We start from the raw sequence: 22,280 nt of genomic DNA on the forward strand, positions 1-22,280 counted from the left end.
CCGGTTAAGTGTTTAACTGGCCAGCGCAGGTAAAGTTCCAACTGTTTGACGGGCGTCTGTATCCGGAGATTGCAGCCACCACACACCACAGCCGTGTATTGACACTAGCAGGTGGTCGGGATGCTGATTAGCCAGGCAAATCCACAAACCCTTGTGAAACTGGCTCATGAATGCAGTGCGGCAGGTAAAAATGTATGTGGGCGACGGGGTAAGACCAGCGGATTGCCACATTCTGGCAAGCGGCTAAAGACCCGCGCATAAACGACGATATAGAGGGGGGGCAGGCTGCGAAGCGTCTAAATCAAGGCATTCGCGCCCGATTTGATGATGGCATCTCGCAACCGAGGTGCACATTATGCGAAAATGCCGCGTCTTTGCCGGTATGCCACCTTGGGAATGTCGCGGCACGCGTGCATTAAATTGCACATCAGGCGTGCCTTCATGCCCCGATGCGGCGTCTCAGACTCCGTGAACAGGCTGACCGGGTGTGTTTTATGGAGGGTGCCGAAGGGAGAACATTCCCGGGCGCCGCCGCACACCAACAGAGCAAATGTCACTCATGACGCTGAATCCAATGATGATAAGAAGTCAGCGCAGCAGGACATAAATTGAGGTCTCGAGCGGTATTATATTGGCCTTGTATGTCCACCTCTAGTCCCTGTGGGTGCGAGCGTTTGTCGCAGGCTTCGATGCATGTGACAGGCCGTTTCTTCAGGAGTAGTCGGCGGATGGCGTTTATCAGATGGATGACAGAATGTTTAAAAAAGTGAACACGGCCCTGCTGGGTCTGGCCATTTCCATGGGCCTGATGCCCGTGCAGGCGGCTGAAACCAAGAAAGTCGACGTATTGCTCGTCGGCGGCGGCATCATGAGTGCAACGCTTGCGGTCTGGCTCAACGAGCTGGAGCCGAGCTGGTCGATGGAAATGGTCGAGCGCCTCGATGGCGTGGCCGAAGAAAGCTCCAACGGCTGGAACAACGCTGGTACCGGCCACTCGGCCCTGGCCGAGCTGAACTACACCCCGGAAGACAAGAACGGCAACGTTGACATCTCCAAGGCCATCGAGATCAACGAAGCGTTCCAGATTTCCCGTCAGTTCTGGTCGTGGCAGGTCAAGACCGGCGTTCTGAAGAACCCGCGTTCGTTCATCAACTCCACGCCGCACATGAGCTTTGTGTGGGGCGACAACAACATCCAGTTCCTGCGCAAGCGTTACGCAGCATTGCAGGCCAGCCCGCTGTTCAGCGGCATGCAGTACTCCGAAGACCACGAGCAGATCAAGAAGTGGGTTCCATTGATGATGGAAGGTCGTGACCCGGCGCAGAAGCTGGCCGTGACCTGGAGCCCGATCGGCACCGACGTCAACTTCGGCGAGATCACCCGCCAGTTCGTCGCCAATCTGAAAGCCAAGCAGAATTTCAATCTGCAGTTGTCGAGCGAAGTCGAAGACATCAATCACAACGACGACGGCACCTGGCGCGTCAAGTACAAGAACCTGAAAGACGGTACTGTTACCGAGACCGACACCAAGTTCCTGTTCATCGGCGCTGGCGGTGCTGCCCTGCACCTGCTGCAGGAATCCGGTATTCCTGAAGCCAAGGAATACGGCGGCTTCCCGGTCGGCGGTTCGTGGCTTGTCACCGACAACCAGACTCTGGCCATGCAGCACATGGGCAAGGCCTACGGTATCGCGTCGACTGGCGCGCCACCCATGTCGGTTCCGCACCTGGACACCCGTGTTCTGGATGGCAAGCGCGTAATCCTGTTTGGCCCATTCGCGACCTTCTCGACCAAGTTCCTGAAAAACGGCTCCTACTTCGACCTGCTGACCAGCACCACCACGCATAACGTGTGGCCGATGACTCGCGTTGGTATCGAACAGTACCCGCTGATCGAATACCTCGCCGGTCAGGTGATGATGTCTGACGACGATCGCTTCGCTGCCCTGCAGCAGTACTTCCCGAACGCCAAGAAAGAAGACTGGCGCCTGATGCAAGCCGGTCAGCGCGTACAGATCATCAAGCGTGACGAAGAAAAAGGCGGCGTTCTGAAGCTGGGTACCGAAATCGTTGCTTCCAAGGACGGCTCCATCGCCGGTCTGCTGGGCGCATCGCCAGGTGCTTCGACTGCAGCGCCGATCATGCTGGGCGTGCTTGAGAAAGTCTTCAAGGACAAGGTAGCGACTCCGGAATGGCAGGCAAAACTGCACCAGATCGTGCCTAGCTACGGCACCAAGCTGAACAACAACCCGGATCGCGTTGCCGAGGAATGGGCTTACACAGCCGAAGTCCTGCAGCTGACTCCACCGCCGCCGGTGAACAAGACAGGTAATGCTCCAACACCTGCACCTGCTGCCCAGCCAGCGAAAAGCAATCCAGCCAGTGACATGGCGCTCTAAGGCTTTCACAGCTTGAAGCAAAGCCCCGCCAGACAATGTCTGGCGGGGCTTTTTTGTAATTGGCGCCTTCTGGCCGAAAAAACAGTTAAAGCCACGCGTCCTCTTGGCACCTGTTATGGTGGCACACCTCCTTCACTCTCTGGCTTGCATCAGCAGAGCTGTATTATCCAGGTCTCCACGCCGCACCTTCGCGGCAACCTCGCATTTTCTTGCGCTGTCCATCCGGGCTGTTGGTCGCTCAAAGTTTTGTCGCGGCTGACAAAAACTATCCGAATCGCTCTTTGTGCTTAACGACTGCATGTCGTACCAAGGCAGCGGCAGGCTGTTTCCGGTTGAAATACCCTATGGAGTTCACGCAAATGATCGAGCCCATGCTGGCTACAGGCCCAGATGCAGCGCTTGAAGCCGCGCTTGCCGAGTGTGCCCGTGAACCGATTCGGGTGCCCGGCGCAATCCAGCCTCATGGCGTGTTGCTGAGCGTTGCAGGCAACCCGCTGTGTATCGAACAAGTCAGCGCCAATTGCGCAAATGAGCTTGGGCTGGACAGCGACGCGTTGCTGGGCAGGCCCCTGTCATTGCTGTTATCGCCCGAGCAGGCGACGATTATCGAAAATGCGTACCACCACCCTGCTGCTCCACACATTGATCCGATACGACTGACGCTGGGAAGCGCTCACTACAGTGCTTCGCTGCACCGTACCGATGACGTGCTGATTATTGAACTGGAACCCTTCGTCGAAGCCGGCCACGAACAGTCCAGAATCATTACCCGTGTGTTGCGCAACCTGCAGGCAGCGACCACGCTGGAAACGCTGTTCGATATCAGTGTTCACGAGATTCAGGCACTTACCGGTTATGACCGGGTGATGATTTACCGGTTCGAGCCCGAGGGGCATGGCAAAGTCGTTGCCCAGGCGTTGACCGGGCTGCTGCCCAGTTACAGTGGTTTGAACTTCCAAGGCTCGGATATTCCTGCCCAGGCGCGAGAGCTGTATCGTCTGAACTGGATTCGGGTGATTCCGGATGCAACCTACGTTCCGGTCCCCCTGATACCGACACTGCGACCCGCAACAGGCCAGCCACTCGATCTGGGCTTCTCGACGCTGCGCAGCGTGTCCCCTGTTCACTGCGAATACCTCAAGAACATGGGCGTGCGCTCATCGATGAGCATCTCGCTGCTGGACGGCGGCGAACTTTGGGGTCTTATCGCCTGCGGGCATCCTGAACCGCTGCTGGTGTCCAGAGAGCTGCGCGATGCCTGTGCAATGATCGGGCAACTGTTGTCGGTGAAAATTTCCGCAATTGTCGCAACGGATATCCGGCGCGAACGGGAAGAGAAAGTTGCCCTGCTCGGGCAACTGGCAGATGCAATGAGTCGTGCCGACCATGACATCCTCGACGGGCTGGTGAGCCGACCCGAGCTGCTTCAGTCCTTGACGCTGGCAGACGGCGCCGCGGTTCTGATTGACGACCGGGTTCACCTGTTCGGCGTGTGCCCTGCCACCGAGCAGGTGCACGCGCTGTACCTCTGGATTCGGGACACAGGCCTGGCACGCCAGCAGTCGGCGCAGCGCGCGACAGGTTTGCAGGGGCTGGGCGTTTTTCATACCAACGCCATGCACAAGGAGTATCCCGAAAGCGCCGCCTATAGAGACGTCGCGAGCGGCGTCATAGCCTTTACATTGCCCAAGCCGATTGATAACGCGGTCATGTGGTTTCGTGCCCAACTCACCTCGACAATGAACTGGAGCGGTAACCCGGCCCATCATGTGAGTACCAGCCCGGAGGGCTCCGCCCCCCATCGCCTGCACCCAAGACAGTCTTTCGACGTATGGGAACAGCAGGTAACAGGCATCGCCAGCCCCTGGTCGCGGGGCGATCTTTATGGTGCCGAAGACATCCGCCGCTCAGCCCTGGAGAACGACCTCGAGCGCCAGGTCCAGCGCGAAAAGGAGGCGGTGCGTTTGCGCGATGAACTGGTCGCGGTGGTGTCCCATGACCTGCGCAACCCGATGTCGATCATCATCATGCAGTGCGGCATGATGCAGCGATGGGCAGTCGGCGATACGCACGCTGAAAACCGCAACATCCGACGCGCACTGGGCACCATCGAGAAAGCGACAACCCGCATGAACAGTCTTCTTGAAGACTTGCTCGATACCGCACAGATAGAAGCGGGCCGTTATCAGCTTTCGCGCTTGCCGCTGGGTGTCACCAGCCTGCTTGAAGAGGCGTGCAGCCTTCTGGTCATGCTGACCACTGAAAAGAATATCGAGCTCAATTGCACCGCCGCGCAGGGCCTGGTCATCAATGCGGATCCGGAGCGAATCTTTCAGGTGCTTTCCAATCTGGTCGGCAACGCCATCAAGTTCACCCCCAAAGGTGGCCGAATCAACATCGATGCGGTCGCCAGTGAAAATGAAGTCCTGTTCAAGGTCAGTGATGACGGGATAGGTATCCCGGCGGAACACTTGCCCTATATTTTCCAGCGCTATTGGTCTGTCAAGGAAGGCAACCCGCGAGGCAACGGCCTGGGTCTTTATATATGTCAGGGTATTATTACCGCCCACGGTGGGCGCTTGTGGGCCGAAAGCTCACTCGATTCGGGAAGTGTGTTTTCTTTCACGCTGCCTATGCATCAGGGTCAGGATATCGTTGGTGAGGCGACGTTTTTAAAACAGAGCGGCACGACTTATCGACTGGCGCAATCGATCTCCAGCAAACTGGAGCGCCAGCAACTGGAAGATCGCCTGACCCGCGCGGGGCTGCTGAACGAACTGAACCATCGGGTCAAAAACACCTTGGCAACCGTTCAGGCCATCGCCTCTCTCACGGTCAACAGCTCTGCCTCACTGGAGTCCTTTCGCAAAAGCTTCGATGCACGTCTGTTTGCACTGAGCCAGGCGCATGATGCCCTGGCGCGGGCAGAGTGGATATCCACGGAACTGGTCGACCTGATCGAGCAGCTTCAAGCGGTAAACGCAGGGACGTACAAGATCAGCTTCACAGGCGATCCGGTCACTCTGGAGCCGCGTTTTTCATTGACGCTCTCAATGGTTCTGCACGAACTGATGACTAACGCGGTGCAGCATGGTGCACTTTCATCAGCGGCAGGCCAGGTGACGGTGAGCTCCACCCTGAATGCCGGGCACAACCCTCCTACGCTGAAGATTGAATGGAAGGAAACGGGCGGCGCGCCCGTTGCCGCAAGCACAGTGAAGGGCTTTGGCTTTCGCTTGATACGCCGCAGTATCGAGCGGGAACTCAAAGGCAAGGCCGACATTCGGTTCGCCGGCACAGGCATCATCTGGTCGATGCTGATCCCGTGGCCAGACAAACCGGAAAGCAGCTTATGAGTTCAGAATCAGACGACCAGACCTCGCTCCCCAAAGTGCTGCTGGTCGAGGACGAAACAATGCTCGCAATGCTCATGGAAATGATGCTTGAGGACCTGGGGTTCGCTACCGCTTACCACGCCAGTTCGCTTGGCGAAGGCATTGAATACGCGCGCAACGGCGACTACGACCTGGCCATTCTGGATATTAATATCATCGGCGGTAACTCATTCCCGATCGCAGCGGCCATTGCCCATCGCGGCATACCTTTCATGTTTTGCTCAGGGTATGGGCGACTGGGCATTCCCGAGGTATGGGTTGACCGGCGCTGCGTCGCCAAACCGTTCAGTGCAGAGCAGTTGAATGAGGCCTTGAGCGAACTGCTTCAGGCCTGACCAGGTCCGCTCTCAATCAGCCTGTTATCGGCTGGCGAAGGTTTACGCTCGCGGTAAGTCGCCGCCACCACCAGCACCAGCAACACCGCGAGCAACACGGCGGACGACCCTACCGTGCCGAAATCCAGTCCGCCCTTCTCGTAGGGCTTGGTCAGCACATCGCCCAACGTCGCCCCGAATGGCCTCGTCAACACAAAGGCGATCCAGAAAAGCATGATCGAGGACAGTCTGGTGGTGAAATGCAGGACAACGACCAACGCTATCGCAGAACCGATCAGCACCGCACCTCCGGCAAAGCCGAGCCCCGAGTCGTCGGCCAGGTAATCGCCGAGCGCTGTGCCCAGCGTGTTGGAGATGAGAATCGCGAACCAGTAAAAAAGCTCACCTTTCAGCGTCGAGACTCTGTCTACCGACAACGATTTCTCGCTGACATACCACGCGCAAAAAATGGCCATCAGCAGGGTAATCAGGATTGCAGAACCCGTTGCGTAGCCAAGCCCGAGTGTCCGGTCCATGAAGTCCGACATCGTGGTGCCTGCGGTACTGGTGGAAAGAATGACCAACCAGTAAAGCATCGGGTGATAACGTTTTGCGGCAAGCTGTGTCACGAGCGTGGCTACAAACAGGCTTATCAGTATCAGAGAGCTGATCGCATACCCGACATCAAGCGTCATCGACAATAAGTCGCCCGCCGTTTCGCCAAGTGTGGTCGCGCAGATCTTCATGATCCAGAACGCCAGGGTTATCTGGGGCAGTTTGTTCATTGTGTCTACCTGGATGATCAATGGAGGCGTGTTTCGCAGAGCGCGAATGTCGCCATGATCAGGCTCCAGATGTTTGAAATGTGTGAGGCCGAAATGAAAAACTGATTGAAGCAGGCAGGGATTCGCATAAAAAACAGGCCGGGTTGCCCCAGCCTGTTCACATCACGAAGCGATCGTGGTTTCCTCTGGGCCCGGCCACTCGCTGTCCGGCACATCATAGATGTCGCCGTTCTCGACGCCGTCGATCTCGTACTGGGTCAGGTAGTCCCTGAGGTGATCGGAGAAGCGGTCAACGCGCGTTTCCTGCTTGCCCTCCTCGATCAGACCGGGAATCAGCAACGCCAGAGCGCCCACGCCGGCTGCGGCAATACCAAGGCTGCCAGCGAGCAGCGGCAAGGCACGGACCACGCTGCCCGTCAGTTGCAGAACGCCCGCAGCGCCTTCAGCTGCAGATGCCAGACCTGCCATAGCGCCGAGAGATCCGGCAGTGATGCTCATGCCACCGGCAACCAGCTCGCCTCTTCTGATCGACTTCACTCCATCAAAGATGCCGTAAGCACCCGCAGCCACACCGGCAAGCCCACCGAGCCCCTTCGCAGCGTTTTCCAGTTTCGACAGGTTAGTCGTGATATCCTTGTAAACGTCCGGCTCCAGTACGTCCTTGATGTCCTTGAACATGGTCGTGACGTTCTTGATGCCGCCCTCGACCAGCAACGTTGCGCTTTGTACCGAACCGGTAGTGATGTCGACGATTTGCCGATCAGTCAGGGCCCCCGCGCCATTTGCGCCTTTGGCGATGGTGATACCGGCCATGAACAGGCCGCTGACACCATGCAGGACTCCGGCACCGGAAGCGGCCTTTATCGACGAGTTATCGCTGAACAGGCCCAGCTCGGAAATGGACTTGGTGCCCTGACGCAGCAAATCCCAATTGCCCCTGAAAACGCCAAGAATCTGGTCAGACGTAGCGGGTTTGCCATCGGCATTCATCAGCAGTTCGGGGTTGCTCTTGCTGATCTCGTCGATCAGTGCCTTGACCTTCTCCTCATCCAGCGCTTCACTGCCTTCCTTGCCGAACGCTTTTTTCAGGTCCTCGAAGCTGGCATCGTTGAAGACGTTCTCCTGAGCAATCGCGGTATAGTTCTCTGTCAGCTTGTCGTCGTATTTACCCGTGAACTCTGGGTTCAGCGCGGCGTTGTACATCGCCACTTCCATGCTGAACTGGCTGGTCGCCACTTCAAAGCTTTCAGTTTTCAACAGCTCTTTGAGGCGCTCACCGGACACCAGCGATTTTTCATAGAAGGCCTCGAAATCCTTGTTATGCGAGGATTTCTGCACTGCTTCCTGAATTTCGCCCGGTTTGCTGAAACCCAGCGCACCCTGAACGCTTTGCGCCGAGCTGTAGAACTGAGCAAGCGCTGTCTGCTGGTCGGTCTTGCCATCCTTGGTATTGGCGTCCCACAGCTTGTCCAGCGCAGCACCGGTCTTGATATCGTTGTCGTAAGTACTTTGCAGCGCGCGCTTGAGCCCGTCGCTGCCCTCCAGCACCTTGCTTGCCTCGCTGGTGGCATTCTCGTTATAGAACTTGACTACTGCGGCATCCTTTTCAAGCATCGCTACATGTTTGTTGACATCATCGAGCAGCTTCTGCGCATCGGGATGACTGCGTACATTGTTGGCGATCTGGACCTGGGATTTGTCGTCCTTCCACATCCCGGCACCGCTGCCCTGCACGATCAGACTCTGTGCAGCCTTGAGTTCCTGAAGTACCGCAGCCTTCTGCTCTGCGCTGTAATTTTGCGGGTTATCGAACACATCCTTGTTGAGCGGGTCGGTGTTGACCTTGGCCAGCAGATTGCCTTCGGCAACGGCTTCCAGCAATGTACCTACCGCCCCGACGTCCTTCGGCGAAGCCGTCTTGATGAAGGCCTGAATGTCACCGCGGCTGGCCTTGCCATCTGTGCCCTGCTCCAGGGGACTCTTCGCATTGTCGAGCAACGCAAAGGCACCGGGTTGCGACCAGAAGTCCAACGCTTCCTTGACCTCATCACTCAACTGAGGGTTTTTCTCTTTGTAGGCTGTCAGTGCTTCAGCGTTGAAATCCGAAGAGCCGGTCTTGCCTTTGATCGCGTCATAATTTTCGTCGATGATCGCCGCATATCTGGCGATCTGCTTTGAAGCCTCATCGGCGTCAGGGTTGGCCTTGAGAAAGTCCTTGTAACTACCGATCTCCTCGGTCTTTTTCAGCTCGGGCAGCGCGGCGAAGCCAAGCTTGCCAAAATCCTGCAACCGTCCGGCCTCGGTGCCATGCTTTGCCTCGGCGCCCTTGGTGAAGCCATCAATGCTGCTGTTGAACACCTGGCCACCTGACTGAGCCTCGCCCTTCTCGTTGTACAGGGTCACCCGGTCAAGCACCTGGGCCGCACGAAACGCGGCATTGGCATCTTTTTCGAAATCGCCTACCCGCTCCTTGAGCATGTCCTTGACGCCGCTCTGGTTGCCCAGATTCTTCAACAACGGATTAGCGTCGATGATCTCTTCGGCCGAACGCTTGTCATCCTTGGGCAACTCCCACAAAAAACCGAGTTTCTCGGCCTGTTCACGTGCTTCCTTGTTGTCACCCGCTGATGACACATTGGTCATCTCGCCCTTGAGGCTTGCAAACCCGTCCTTGCCAAAGTCCTGCAGGCGACCGGCTTCAGTACCGTTCTTCGCCTCGCCACTCTTGGTGAAACCGTTAATGCTACCGTTCGCTACATCGCTACCGACAATCCGCACGCCGTTGCCATCGAACTGTTCGATGTGAGCCAGCACCTGGGTCGCGCGATAGGCTGCGTCGGCATCGCGCTCGAAATCGCCGACCTGCTCCTTGAGCATGTCCTTGACGTCACTCTGGTTACCCAGATTTTTCAACAACGGGTCGCTGTCGATTATGGCCTGCGCGTCGCGCTCGTCACCTTTCGGTCGCTCCCACTGAATGCCCAGTTTCTCGGCCTGCTCACGGATGGCAGGGTCGTCAGCCGGGGATCGCACCTCATGCAGTTTGCCTTTCAGACTGGAAAAACCGAACTTGCCGAAATCCTTCAAACGACCAGCTTCGCTGCCATGCTTCGCGTCGCTGCTGCTGGTATACCCGTCGATGCGATTATTGCCGATGTCGTTGCTGGCCAGACGGTTACCATTGGCGTCAAAGGTCTCAATGTGTTCAAGCAGTTGCACAGCCCGGAATGCGGCGCTCGAATCCTTGGTGTAATCGCCCACCTGAGCGATCAGGTTCTCTTTGGCTTCGCCACGGTCGCCTCGTCCGCCCAGACTTTTGAGCAACGGGTTGTCATCAATGATTTCCTGTGCAGAGCGCTTGTCATCTGAAGGTAACTCCCACTGGATACCGGCATCCCTGGACTGCTGCACGGCCTGCTCCCAGGCCTTGGCGTCTACCGGGTCTTTTGGCTTTTCAGTGGTGATTTTGCTGACGGAGGTCATTGTCTTTATCCTTCCATTGGTCACCAGAAAAATCACAGCGACAACTGCTGCCCGCGCAAAAGAGCGAGCTGCGCCATGAGTCAGACTGGTGCGAGCTGGGCCTGACTAAAAGGCAGAGGCACGGGACCTGATCAAAGACCAGGCATCCGCTATCACACGCGATTAAATCGAACTTGCGTTAAGAAGGGATGACACAGACCGGAAAGTTACCTCGAACAGTTATCTCAGCGCCCTCATTACGCAACGCGTTACGGGTAACAAGACGGTTTACTTCTGATGACACCCTGACAAGTCATACAGCCTTGAAGGCACGGTCAATACAGCACATTTCCGGTTTTTCGCGTGAATATCTCAACCGTCCAGGGCCCGAAGTCGTCGAACTCACCGAGACGCTTTATGAGGGTTGTAGAAAATTATCGCTCAGTCGACAGACGGTACTCGGGTTGACCGGCAAATGGTGTCCATTACTACGGGCGTGGTTTATGCATGGCTAACTAAACGGTCACATCAGCTAATTAAGATTCAGCGTCCCACCCGAACAGGCGCGTCAAGCTCACCGAGCTGACGTTACGGGATGTAAGCAGATCAAAAAAACCGTTTACAGATCAATACCTCATGCTCCTGCAAGGTGCGGTAGCACGGCTGTTACTTCTGATACAGGTCTAAGCATGGATTTTGAAACAGGCGGCCCGGGTACAACGGTCGATATCAGAACACGTGACGCTCTCCAGGGGCAGGAAGCTATCCGCTTCGGCTCTTTTGTGCTGCACCCGCAGCAGCAGCTGTTGTTCAGGCACTCGCAGCCGGTACCGCTGGGCAGTCGCGCCATGTCTCTGCTGGTGGCATTCGCAACACGCCCCGGCGAACTGCTGGAAAAGGCCGAATTGCTGGCACTGGCCTGGCCAAAGGCAGTGGTGGAAGAATGCAACCTGCGCGCGCAGATCGTGACGTTGCGCAGAGCGCTGGAAGAGCAGGACGGTTTCACTTATATCGTCACCGTGCCAGGCAGGGGTTATCGATTCAGCGCACCGGTGAGCGTGCAACCAGCAACCGCTCCTGCACTACCTGCACCTACACCTGCAAAGGACACATTTGCTGCGGCACCGGCGATAAAGCGCCAGGTGCTAGGCCGTGACGCGCTGATCCGGCAGCTGCATGAACTGACGCTGGAGCGTCGCTTGCTGACCTTGACCGGTCCTGGCGGCGTGGGCAAGACCACCGTGGCGCTGGCGCTGGCTGATAGCCTGGCTGCACATGCCTCGTTGAGCACGGCGTTCGTCGACCTGACACCGGTCAGCTGCGCTCAGCCTGTCGTGGGCAGGATTGCCTTCGCCCTGGGTTTAAGCACTGAAAACGAACAGCCGCTGCGTGACATCCCGCCCTCACTGGCAAAGCGGCCGCAATTGCTGGTACTGGACAACTGCGAGCATGTACTTGATGAAACCGCCTCTGCCGTAGAAGCATTATTGGCCAATGCCCCACTGTGCTGCGTAGTGGTCACCAGCCGTGAGCCCTTACGCGTACAAGGCGAATGGGTGCATGAACTCAGCCCCCTGCAAGTACCGGACGAAAACCAGACTATCAGCGCCGAGACTGCCATTGCCTACTCGGGTGTGGAACTGTTTGTCACACGTGCCCGAGAGCAGGACCCCGCATTTGTGTTGACTGACAGCGATACCGGAGCGGTCGCAGCCATCTGCCGCAAACTGGACGGCAATCCGTTGGCAATCGAGCTGGCCGCTGCACGCGTCAGGACATTCGGCATTGCCGATCTGGTCGGGCTGCTGGACGGCAGTTTTCGCTTGCAGATGACCGGACTGCGCACCGCGTTACCGCGTCAGCGTTCGCTAAGCGCCACGCTGGACTGGACCTACGGCATGCTCACCGGGCACGAGCAGGCACTCCTGCGTCAACTGTCCATTTTCAATGGCTCATTCACGCTTGATGGCGTCATGGCAATCGTCAATATCGGCTTGCCAGATGTACGCATGACGCTACCGATGCTGGAAAGCCTGCTCGAAAAATCCCTGCTCGGAACCTTTGACCACAGCCAGGGCAAGCGCTTTCGACTGTTGGAAACCACGCGTCTGTATGCTCATGACAAGCTCGTTCAGCTCGATGATGTACCGCGTTTGTGCCGCGCCCACGCCCAGTGGGCACTGCGCCTGCTCAACCAGGCCAGACTCGATCTCGATCAGCTGACACAAGACGTCTGGACCCAACGCTACGCCGCAGAGATCGACACCATTCGCGCAGCACTGACCTGGGCCTTTTCGGCCGCGGGTGATCGACAACTTGGTGTAGAACTGACCCTGAGCAGCTCACCCCTGTGGCTCAGGCTGTCGCTGGTGCGCGAGTACCAGGACTGGGTCAGCCTCGGCATACCGCGTCACGTCGAAGAAAAGGCGCAGATGGATCGTCGTCAGCGTATGCGCTTGTTGACCATGTCCGGCAGTATTTTGATGCTTACCTACGGTGCAGGGCAGAAAATGCGCGAGGTCTGGCAACAGGTCAGTGAGGATGCCGAAGTGCTCAACGACTCCGAGTATCGCCTGCGCGCTTTGTGGGGCCAATGGAACGACCACACCTGTAGCAACAGGCACCGCGAGGCTCAAGAGGTAGCCTTGCGATTCCTCGCGCTGGGCAAGGATTACCGAATCGCCGACTGCCAGTTGCTGGGCAGGCGAATGCGCGCCACCAGCGCGTTTTACATGGGCGATATGAAAACCGCCGGGCAGGCGATCGAAGAAGCTCTGGGCGCTTCAAGGTCTGCTTCGTCACATATCATCGACATGCATTTCGACCAGCGAATTGCCGCACAATCATTGCGTGCCCAGGTACAGTTGCTGGTTGGCAATACCGGCCAGGCGATGGTTGCCCTGGACACCAACGTGAAGCAGGCCATTGCCCTGAGTCACCCCGCGACGCTCTGGTATACCCTGGCCATCAGTGCGATACCCGCAACGCTGATTGCAGGCACGCTGCACAAGACACGTCACTTTCTGGATGTGCTTAAAAAAAGCAGCGAACGGCAACCGCTGCATATCTGGCGTCAGTTGACCAGTTGCTACGAGAGTATCCTGCTGATCCGTGAAGGCAACCCGGCAGCAGGCGTGCCATTGCTGGGAGAAGCCCTTCAACAGCTGCGCAACCATGTGGAAACGCCGCTGTGTTCGATGCTGCACACCGAGTACGTATCAGGTCTGGCCGCACTGCGGCTTGAACCCCTTGCGCTGGAAACGCTGGATGAAATTCACATCAACGCTGTTGAAGACCATGATCGTTGGTATTTGCCGGAGATCATGAGAGTCAAGGCACAGCTGATGCTCAGTCAGCCACACACTCATGCGCTGGAAGAGGTACGCAAGATGCTGACCCAGGCGCTGGACATCGCTCGGCAGGACGGTACACATTTCTGGGCGTGGCGCATCAACGCCGACCTCAACCGCCTGAAAATCGCGCCCGGTACACCAGCCCCTCGCCATTGCCCGGCGGTGCATTGAAACACCGCGTCAGGCGTCAGATCAGCCGCTGCGCCACCAGCGCATCGGCCACTGCCTGAAACGTATTTTCCGGCACCGGATCACCAGCTACGCTGCGCCGGGCGATCATTTCGGCGAGACTTGCGTCGGGCCAGCGGGCAATGCCCAGCGACAAGGCCTCTGCCAGCAAGGTGCTCGAATCCTGTGACGAGGCACGACAGACCACTATCGGCACCGGTGTCTCACCGCGCACATAGCGTACGCCCACCACCCAACCTCCGCTGTCGCCAATCATCAAGGAGGCGCGCCCCAACCCAAGCTTTGTGGCCAGTGCCTGCATTTCGCGACGCTGACGCTGGCGTTCGCGCTTGATCATGGGGTCGCCATCAATATCTTTGCGCTCGCGTTTCTGCTCGCTATGGCTCATTTTCATTTCACGGCCGAACAGCCAGCGTTGCATCAGCACGTCTACCGCGCCGACCAGCAGAAACGCTGCAAGCACGGTGAATACCAGTGGTTTGAGGACCAGATAGAACGTCGACTCGATACAGCCCTCGCCGCATCGCGATGACTCCATCAGGGCCTGAAGCGCCTGGCGGCCGACGACGTAGAATGCCAGTGCCAGTAACACAACCTTGACCAGTCCCTTCAAAAACTCGATCAGGTTGCGCATGGCGAAAATGCGCTTGAAACCCTCGGTCGGGTTGATACGTTTGATATCCGGCTGAATCGGCTCGATCGAAAACACCACGCCGCGCATGGTCACGATGTTGGTCAGGATCACCGCGCCGACAGTCACGGCTACCACTGGCACTGTAATGCCGATGACAATCTGCTCGGCGTGATCGAGCAGCCGTGGCCAGACCTCTGCAAACGGCTCGATATAGATCAGTGCGGTCAGATCTATCAGTGCCTCGACCTGCGCACGTGCCTTGGGCAGCAGCACCGATATGCACAAGGTACACAGCAGGATGACCATGCCCGACACCAGGTCCTGGCTCTTGGCAACCTGCCCCTTCTTGCGAGCGTCGCGCAGCTTCTTGTCCGAGGCCGGCTGGCTTTTTTCCTCGCTCGACTCACTCATCCCGGGCCCTCGCTGGCCAGCGTTTTCAGAACCTCGACCGTTCCTCGAAATTGCGCCAGCTGGTCAATCATGACCGGAATCAGAAACCCGATATAAACTACCATCAACACCGCAAAAAACAGGTTCTTGACCGGCAGTGAAAGGTCAAAAATATGCAGGCTGGGTGCCATGCGCGACAGGTACGCGAGCATCAGATCAGTGATCAGCATCGCAATCAGCAAGGGCGCGACCATCAGCACACCAATGCGCATCACCTGGTCGAGAATGGCCAGAATGGAGGTCAGGGCAGCGCTGCTGAACAACGGCGTGAACTCGGTGACTGGCCAGAGCTGATAGCTGTGGTAGTAACCGTCAACCATCAGAATGAAGCCGCCCGACATGAAAAACAGTGTAATGAGCATGACGGTCAGCAACGTGGCCATCACGCTCGCTTCCCCCTGCCCTAAAGGGTCGACCAGCTGCTCCATAGTCGAACCCCGTTGCAGGTCGATCAGCTCGCCAGCCACCTCGGCAGCCCAGAACGGTATGCCGAACAACAGGCCGATCAGCAGCCCGATCAGCAACTCCTTGATCATCAGCCCCGCGAGGAAAAAACCGCTGTGCTCGGGCATAGAAGTGAACGCCGAGAACACCGGCAAGATCATCGGCACCGAAATCGCCACTGCCACGCAGCCACGGATCATGCCGGTCAGGCCCAGACGATTGAATGCCGGGGTAATGATCACCACACCCATCGCCCGCGAAGCTGCCAGCGATGCGGAACTGATCACCGGATAAGCGATTTCGATGAACGCATTGGTCAGATCAGCGCCCATGACGACTCATCGGGTCCATAAGGGAAAGTTGTCCAGCACCTGATTGCCCAGCTCTGCCACCTGCCCGGCCAGCAACGGCCCGACAAACACGATCACCAGCAATACCGCTACCAGCTTGACCACTTGCGGCAGTGTCTGGTCCTGGATCTGGGTCAGTGCCTGTAACAGGCCCACACTGAGGCCGACGACAATGGCCACGATCAACGCCGGAGCGGAGAGCAGCAAGACAGTCATCAGCGCCTTGTTCATCAGCGAGAGAAAAACATCCTGGCCCACAGCGTCAGCCTCCGTAGCTCAGGATCAGACCGTGCATCAGTCTTGACCAGCCACTGAGCGCCACAAACAGAAAAATCTTCAACGGGATTGAAATCAAGGTGGGCGAGACCATCGACATGCCCATCGCCATGAGCACATTGGAGACCAACAGGTCGACGACCAGAAACGGGATATAGAGCAGAAAACCGATCTCGAAGGCACGGGTCAGTTCAGAACTGACGAACGCCGGAATCAGCACGACAAGATCGTCATCGCGCAGATCGGCTCGCGCCTCGGGCGACCATATGGTTTCGGTGGCCTGGACGAAAAAACCGCGTTCGCTTTCATTGGCAAACTTCGAAAGGTGCGCCTGTAATGGCGGGCGCAAGGCGCTGCCGAGTTCCTCCAGTTGCTGGACATTCTGCAGGCTCAGATCACGGCCTTGCACCTCCCGGTACATGTCGCCGATCAGCGGCGTGGTCACGTACACCGACAGAATCAGCGCAATGCCGTAAAGCACCAGATTGGGCGGCGTCTGCTGCACGCCCAGCGCATTGCGGATCAGAAACAGCACCACGGATATCTTCATGAATCCCGTCAGCGTCACGACGGCCAGAGGAATCAAACCGATAGTAGCGACGACCAGAATGATTTCGATCAGGTTCGGCTGGTAACCGTTCATGAGGCAGTGAAACCCAGCAGTCGCACACCCAGACCGTCGCCGATACTCACCAACTCGCCACGGCCTATACGGCGGCCATTGACCATCAGGTCCACCTCATCGTGCCTCGAACCGGCCAGCGGCAACAGGCTGCCCGGCGCCATCTCGCGCAGTTGCGCCAGCGTCAGTTCAACGCTGCCCAGTTGGCAGACCAGCGTAAGCGGCAGTTCATCCAGGGAAGTATCCAGATCGGAACCGTCGGTCATTTCACTCATCGAATCGTTCCTGTTGAAAGTGTGGGAGACGTAATGGGGACTGACAGTCCGCAGAGGACCCAGCCATTCGAGGGTTTCACCCTGGTGCCTGGCAACCGTCTGGTAGCGCTTGCCCAGCCGCAGCAGCACCTGCGTGTCGGCCAGGGTGTCGAGCATGACCACATCGCCCGGCACCAGACTGTGCAGCTCGGTGGTGGTTAATGGCGCCTGCCCGGCCTCGACACTCAACATGAGCACCAATGCATCAAGCGGCTGCGGTCTTGTAACGGCGTTACGGTCGAGCAGCGCGATGACGTGCCGGGCGCTGTCAGCATTCAAATGTATTTCCAGCGTCTGTGCCTGCCCCTCATCAGGACGCACTTCCAACGCGAGTCTGAGTGGATTTTCGAGCGGATGTGCAGGCCACGGGAGCACCTGAACAGGCTCGCCCGATAATGTTTCCAGAGGCTCGATCCAGCTCAGCCAGGCCTGCTCCAGTAACAAGGTGTCGGTCTGGGTATCGACTGACGCACCTGGCAGCCAGCCCAGCCCTGACAGCTCGAAAAGACGCGACGGAACGACAAGTTCGAGGTAGACCTGTCCGAACCTGATGGCCACCCTCCCCGGTCGGCGACACTCGCCACCTGCGCTGGCCAAGCTCACGTGCATGGGGCGCTGCCCAAGAACGATCCGCCACGGTGCTGTCTGGCGATGCAACAGGTTATGCAAACTCAGCAGATCAGCATCGAACCGGGCAAGCCGGCTTCGGACTGAACCAATGCCTGGAGGCAAAGGCATTGGCTGTACGCACACCGTCATCGCTCGTCTCCAGGTGGGGATCCTTTGACGGGCAGGTCTGCCTGATCGGCCTCATCGCGCTGCTCACTGGCCCGCGCATCGTTGCGCATGCGCTGTTCGACGAGGTTCTGCCAGGCTCGGGACTTTTTCAGCTGTTCAAGGTGCGCCTGCCTGAGCCGCTTGCGTGCCTGCTCTTCAGTCTCAAGGTTCAACACCGCATTATCGGCATCGGCCTGCAATGCCTTGCGTTCGTCATGCAGTTGCTTCAAGCGCTCCTGAACGACCTTCCACTCGCTGACCGACAGGCCCTCGCTGAGCTGGTCGACCGCCTGCTCGGCCTCCTGAGCCAGTTGTTCCCGGTGCAGGCGTAACTTTTCCCGAGCCTGATCCAGCTCGGTGTGGCTATCACGGCAGCGCTCCCGTTGAGCGCCAAGATGAGCGGCAGCGCGCTGCTCACGCAACAGACGCAAGGCTTGCAGGCTATACAGGTCGGCCTTCTTCATCGTTTTTTTCCATAGCAAAGACCAATCGGCGTCGAGTCGTAGAGTGAAGCAGGAGCCGAATCGAAAAACGGGCTCATGCCAGCACCTTGCGCAGGCGGGCCAGAGTTTGCGCAAGGCTGTCATGTTCGGAGGGCGGCTGACGCAGAAATGCCTCAATCAGCGAATGGCGGGCAATTGCCTCGTCGGCTATCGGGTCACTGCCAGCCGCGTACTCACCCACCTGAATCAACAGTTCGATTTCCTGACGACGGGCAATCAACTCACGCAGCCGTGATGCCAGTTGCCTGTGTTCGGCAGTCGCAATGTGGTCCATCAAGCGGCTGCGACTGCGTAAAACATCGATTGCCGGAAAGTGATCCCGCTGCGCCAGTTCGGCGCTCAGCACGATATGGCCATCAAGGATTGAGCGAGTCTCCTCGGCCACCGGGTCCATGGCCGCATCACCTTCGGTCAACACGGTATAAAGAGCCGTGATGCTGCCCTGCGGGCCAGGGCCGGCGCGCTCCAGCAGGCGCGGCAATGCCGAGAAAAAAGAAGGCGGATAACCGCGCCGGGTCGGCGGCTCCCCCACTGCCAGACCAATTTCGCGCTGGGCACGGGCAAAACGGGTCAGGCTGTCCATCAACAAGAGCACATTGCGCCCCTGATCACGGTGATACTCAGCCAGAGTGGTCGCTACGTAAGCCGCCCTGACCCGCTCGGCGGCAGGCCGGTCAGAGGTGGCAACCACCGCCACGGTACGTGCCCGGGCCGTGGCATCGAGTTGCCCTTCAAGCAGTTCGCGTACTTCACGGCCACGCTCGCCAATCAGCCCGATGACGATCACGTCGGCATCGCTATTGCGAACGATACTCGCCAACAAGGAAGACTTGCCCACCCCCGGCTCGCCAAAAATACCCATGCGTTGCCCCTGGCCAAGGGTCAGCAGGCTGTCGATAGCTCGTATGCCCAATGACAGTGGCTTGACGATTCGCTGGCGGCTGAAGGGCACCGGAGGTTCTGCATGCAATGGATAATGCTGCATCCCGAGCGTGGCAGTCGGCGCAGGTCCGTCGAGAAACTCGCCCATAGGGCTGATCACACGACCCAGCAAGGCATCGCCAACCTGCACGCCGAGCGCCTGGCCTGTGGCGATGATCTGGGTGCGCGTCGAAAGGCCCTCCATCGAGCCGATAGGCGACAGGATCGCGTCATCTTCATCGAAGCCGATAACTTCCGCCGACAGCTCTCGGCCGTTACCCGGATCGCGCAGCACACATAACTCTCCAATGCCTACGCCGGCGACGCTGGCGCGCAGCAACACGCCACGAATACTGCGCAGCGTCCCACGCATGGGCCTGGGCTGGGCGAATTGCAAGCGCAAACCGAGGTTGGGCAGCAGCGTCGTCAGGGCCTCAGTCATCGCGAATCACCTTCTGCCAGCGGCAACAGCGCACGGCGCAGATTATCCAGCTGGGCCTCCAGCCCGAGCTCCACGGACCCCGCCGGGCCACCCAGCCGCGCCTGCCCTGCATCAAGCTGATCATCGCCTTCGATACTCAGCGAATGCAGGGGCAGCGGCGCGTGGGCCAGGTGCTGGCGCAGACCTTCGACTTCAGCGCCGGGCACATGCAGAGTCAACGCCTGATCCTGACGAAACGCTGCCAACGCCTGCGCAGTACAGCGCAACAGCCGCTCGCGCTCGTCAATCTCTCCCAGTACCTGTCGGGCGATACCCAGTGCCAGTTCAGCCAGCGAGGTTTCCAGCCCGGCAAGGTAGCGGTCGACATCGACGCTGGTCTGTGCCAGCAATGCAGCGGCCCGTTCGGCGCCCTCCTGTCTGGCATGCTCGAAGCCTTCGGCGCGAGCCTGTTCGAGCCATTGCGCGCTGTTTTCCCGCACGCAACGTGCCTCTTCATGTGCGGCTTCGATGAAGGCAAATCCGTCGATCCAGCGAGCGGCGTCCGCAGCACGCAACACCCGGGAGCCTGGTCGTGTTGGCAGATCACTCATGGCTGCTGATCTCCGTCAGGTGTCGAGCAACGGTTTGCACCACCGTCACCTGTTTTGCATCATCTTGTGCAGCGTGCACAGGTTCAGCCAGCCGCAGCCGCAACCAGGCCTGCAGTTGTGCAGGACAGGACTGCAGCCAGGCGGCCACACAGGCAGCGCCATCGCGATCGATGGCCTGGAGCAACTCGGCAGGTGCACGCAATAGATTGGCCGCACCGGCCAGATGCCGATGAGTGAGGGCCAGCGAGAATGTGTCGTTACCCAGCAGACGACGGTACTCGCTGACCACTTCGCCACGAATTTCCTGACTCAGCGTTGCCGCGTGCCAGACCGCACCGCACAGGCGTGTCAAACGCGAAAAATCGCTTTCGCTCAGCAGCAGTACAGCCAGATCCTGTTCCGCAGGCAGGTCCAGCTGCGCCAGCGGCTGTAGCTTGAAATGTCCGGTCAGCAATTGTTCAAGGCGTGCGGTAAAGCGCGGTGAATCGCGTAACGCTGCAAGTCGGGCCGCATCAACGTCACGTTCAAGGCATTCGGCCAGACAGCGCTCGCGGACAAAGACCAAGGGACGTTCGGCCAGTGCGTGCCACTGGCTGGTCAGCGCCGTGTTCATGACGCTTCACTCAACACGTATGAGCCCTCGCCCCGGCGTCGCTGCCAGAACTGTCGGCCCAGCAGTCCGGCAAGCACCAGCGCAACCAGCAGCAGAGTGCCAAACAGCCAGCGTGCCGCTGGCAGGTCATCTTCAAGCATCCAAAGACCCAGGAAACTGCCCAACTGCGGCTGGGCACTGGCCTTGTCGGGGATGACCGCCTTGATCGCCGTGACTGAAACACCGTCGTAGCCCAGACCGGAGATACCGTTGGCAACCAGCGTCTTGATCTGCGGGATCAGCACATTGATGTCGGTTCGCGGGTCAAAACGGACCAGCACCGATGCCGAGGACGGCGAAATCACTCGTTTGAGTAAATCATTGTCAGGCAGCACCACATGCACCCGCGCGGACAGAATGCCATCGATCTGCGAAACGGTATGGGACAGCTCCTCACTCAGCGCATACACCATCTGCGCGCGCTCCTGCACCGGCGAGGACACCAGGCCATTGCCTTTGAAAATCTCTCCCATATTGGAAAAGCTCTGCCCTGGCAGGCCTGCGTCGTCCAACGCCGCCATCGCCTGGGCAAAGCGCTTTTCGTCGACCATCACCTTGAGCTGACCGTTGTCCTGAACCTTGCGTGACGCCGGGATGCCATCACGCAACAGCACCGCCAGCATGGCGTTGGCCTCACGCTCGCCGAGGTTGGTGTAAAGATCGATATCGCAGGCCTGCAACAGGCTGGCAAGCGTCGCCACTATCAACAGGCGCAAGACACGGCGGCGTTTGGACATGGTTCATTGACCTTTTAGAAGGGTGTTGGCAGAGCCGGATATCTGGGTTGCCCCGCGTACCACCATCTGGGTTTCGATGGAGTAATCGAACATCCGTCCAAGCGACTGGACGATGCGATCGACCTGCGGCTCACCTACCTTGCCCGGCGCCTGAGCAGCGCTGCTGGCTGGGCTCGGAGCATGATTGGCGGACTGCAGCGCATTACCCTGGGTCAGCGCATCGGCCCGCTCTGAGAACTGCCGCGAGCGGTCAATAAAACCATCCAGTCGCTCCATCAGGTTGCTACCGATCTGATGCGGGCTGGCGCCCTGCGGCATGCCTTTGGAAGTCTCGGCCATGTGTTCGAAGAGGTTCTGGGAAGCCTGCGGAACCCCGCCTCCTCCCGGCGAAGGCAAGGCAGCCGCCGCCGGTGATGCAGCTGGATTGACGGTCATGGTCGGAACCTATTCAGAGTCATCGTCAGACTGAGCTTCGTTGAGCATTTCCTGAGCGCGCGGCATGATAATGAACTGCCCGCCAATGGTGACCGCCTGGGTAATCAGGGCATCGTTGAACTCACTGTCGCTGGCAGCCTGCTCGGCGTTTTCGACGGCGGCGTTGAAGCGCGACTCCTGACTGGAAACATTGATGTCTACATTGCTGTCTACGGCGTTGATGGACATGGGTAGTGC

Annotated in this window: 18 protein-coding genes; 4 read left to right on the plus strand and 14 right to left on the minus strand. The window is 58.5% G+C overall.

The window, feature by feature from the left end; all coding sequences use genetic code 11:
* Positions 1–754: 754 nt before the first annotated feature.
* From mqo to AO068_RS01895, 3 genes are all read left to right on the plus strand, one after another.
* Positions 755–2,398, plus strand: a complete 1,644-nt coding sequence (mqo, locus tag AO068_RS01885) for a malate dehydrogenase (quinone) (RefSeq protein ID WP_058401565.1) — start codon at positions 755–757, stop codon at positions 2,396–2,398.
* 359 nt (positions 2,399–2,757) lie between these two features.
* Positions 2,758–5,754, plus strand: coding sequence for an ATP-binding protein (locus AO068_RS01890; RefSeq protein WP_058407494.1), 2,997 nt, complete (start codon positions 2,758–2,760; stop codon positions 5,752–5,754).
* Complete coding sequence (locus AO068_RS01895) at positions 5,751–6,128, plus strand: response regulator (RefSeq protein WP_057430892.1); 378 nt, start codon at positions 5,751–5,753, stop codon at positions 6,126–6,128. The genes AO068_RS01890 and AO068_RS01895 overlap by 4 nt, the downstream gene beginning before the upstream one ends.
* On the opposite strand, the gene AO068_RS01900 is transcribed toward AO068_RS01895, so the two are convergent.
* Both AO068_RS01900 and AO068_RS01905 read right to left on the minus strand, forming a co-directional pair.
* Entirely contained in the window at positions 6,119–6,892 is a 774-nt protein-coding gene (locus AO068_RS01900) for a COG4705 family protein (RefSeq protein ID WP_058407495.1), read from the minus strand. The two genes, AO068_RS01895 and AO068_RS01900, sit on opposite strands and share 10 nt — an antisense overlap.
* A gap of 162 nt (positions 6,893–7,054) precedes the next feature.
* Positions 7,055–10,375, minus strand: coding sequence for a type III effector HrpK domain-containing protein (locus tag AO068_RS01905; protein ID WP_058407496.1), 3,321 nt, complete (start codon positions 10,373–10,375; stop codon positions 7,055–7,057).
* 668 nt (positions 10,376–11,043) lie between these two features.
* On the opposite strand from AO068_RS01905, the gene AO068_RS01910 reads away from it, so the two are divergent.
* Positions 11,044–13,878 (plus strand): ATP-binding protein, encoded by a 2,835-nt coding sequence (locus tag AO068_RS01910; RefSeq protein WP_058407497.1) that lies wholly within the window; start codon positions 11,044–11,046, stop codon positions 13,876–13,878.
* Positions 13,879–13,894: 16 nt separating this feature from the next.
* Here AO068_RS01910 and AO068_RS01915 read toward each other — a convergent pair whose 3' ends face one another.
* From AO068_RS01915 to AO068_RS01970, 12 genes are all read right to left on the minus strand, one after another.
* Positions 13,895–14,941 carry an EscU/YscU/HrcU family type III secretion system export apparatus switch protein gene (locus AO068_RS01915; RefSeq protein WP_005733369.1) on the minus strand — a complete coding sequence of 349 codons (1,047 nt, stop codon included), beginning with the start codon at positions 14,939–14,941 and terminating at the stop codon, positions 13,895–13,897.
* Complete coding sequence (gene sctT, locus AO068_RS01920) at positions 14,938–15,756, minus strand: type III secretion system export apparatus subunit SctT (protein ID WP_004643252.1); 819 nt, start codon at positions 15,754–15,756, stop codon at positions 14,938–14,940. Before sctT ends, AO068_RS01915 begins: the two co-directional genes overlap by 4 nt.
* 6 nt (positions 15,757–15,762) lie before the next feature.
* Positions 15,763–16,032: a type III secretion system export apparatus subunit SctS gene (sctS, locus tag AO068_RS01925; protein WP_002553581.1), complete on the minus strand. Its 270-nt coding sequence runs from the start codon at positions 16,030–16,032 to the stop codon at positions 15,763–15,765.
* 4 nt (positions 16,033–16,036) lie between these two features.
* Positions 16,037–16,693 carry a type III secretion system export apparatus subunit SctR gene (gene sctR / locus AO068_RS01930; protein WP_004658168.1) on the minus strand — a complete coding sequence of 219 codons (657 nt, stop codon included), beginning with the start codon at positions 16,691–16,693 and terminating at the stop codon, positions 16,037–16,039.
* Entirely contained in the window at positions 16,690–17,745 is a 1,056-nt protein-coding gene (gene sctQ / locus AO068_RS01935) for a type III secretion system cytoplasmic ring protein SctQ (protein ID WP_058407498.1), read from the minus strand. The genes sctR and sctQ overlap by 4 nt, the downstream gene beginning before the upstream one ends.
* Positions 17,742–18,227 carry a hypothetical protein gene (locus AO068_RS01940; RefSeq protein ID WP_058407499.1) on the minus strand — a complete coding sequence of 162 codons (486 nt, stop codon included), beginning with the start codon at positions 18,225–18,227 and terminating at the stop codon, positions 17,742–17,744. The genes sctQ and AO068_RS01940 overlap by 4 nt, the downstream gene beginning before the upstream one ends.
* Positions 18,228–18,300: 73 nt before the next feature.
* Positions 18,301–19,629, minus strand: coding sequence for a FliI/YscN family ATPase (locus AO068_RS01945; RefSeq protein WP_058407500.1), 1,329 nt, complete (start codon positions 19,627–19,629; stop codon positions 18,301–18,303).
* On the minus strand, positions 19,626–20,219 hold the full coding sequence (locus AO068_RS01950; protein WP_058407501.1) for a FliH/SctL family protein: 594 nt from the start codon (positions 20,217–20,219) through the stop codon (positions 19,626–19,628). Before AO068_RS01950 ends, AO068_RS01945 begins: the two co-directional genes overlap by 4 nt.
* Positions 20,212–20,832 carry a hypothetical protein gene (locus tag AO068_RS01955; protein ID WP_058407502.1) on the minus strand — a complete coding sequence of 207 codons (621 nt, stop codon included), beginning with the start codon at positions 20,830–20,832 and terminating at the stop codon, positions 20,212–20,214. The genes AO068_RS01950 and AO068_RS01955 overlap by 8 nt, the downstream gene beginning before the upstream one ends.
* A complete protein-coding gene (gene sctJ, locus AO068_RS01960) occupies positions 20,829–21,608 on the minus strand; it encodes a type III secretion system inner membrane ring lipoprotein SctJ (RefSeq protein WP_057412399.1) in 780 nt (259 codons plus the stop codon). Before sctJ ends, AO068_RS01955 begins: the two co-directional genes overlap by 4 nt.
* Before the next feature lie 3 nt (positions 21,609–21,611).
* Positions 21,612–22,043, minus strand: a complete 432-nt coding sequence (locus AO068_RS01965) for a hypothetical protein (protein ID WP_058407503.1) — start codon at positions 22,041–22,043, stop codon at positions 21,612–21,614.
* A gap of 9 nt (positions 22,044–22,052) precedes the next feature.
* Positions 22,053–22,271, minus strand: a complete 219-nt coding sequence (locus AO068_RS01970; protein ID WP_002553572.1) for a hypothetical protein — start codon at positions 22,269–22,271, stop codon at positions 22,053–22,055.
* Positions 22,272–22,280 lie beyond the last annotated feature (9 nt).

The sequence above is a fragment of the Pseudomonas sp. ICMP 3272 genome, assembly GCF_001466905.1.
Taxonomy (GTDB): domain Bacteria; phylum Pseudomonadota; class Gammaproteobacteria; order Pseudomonadales; family Pseudomonadaceae; genus Aquipseudomonas; species Aquipseudomonas amygdali.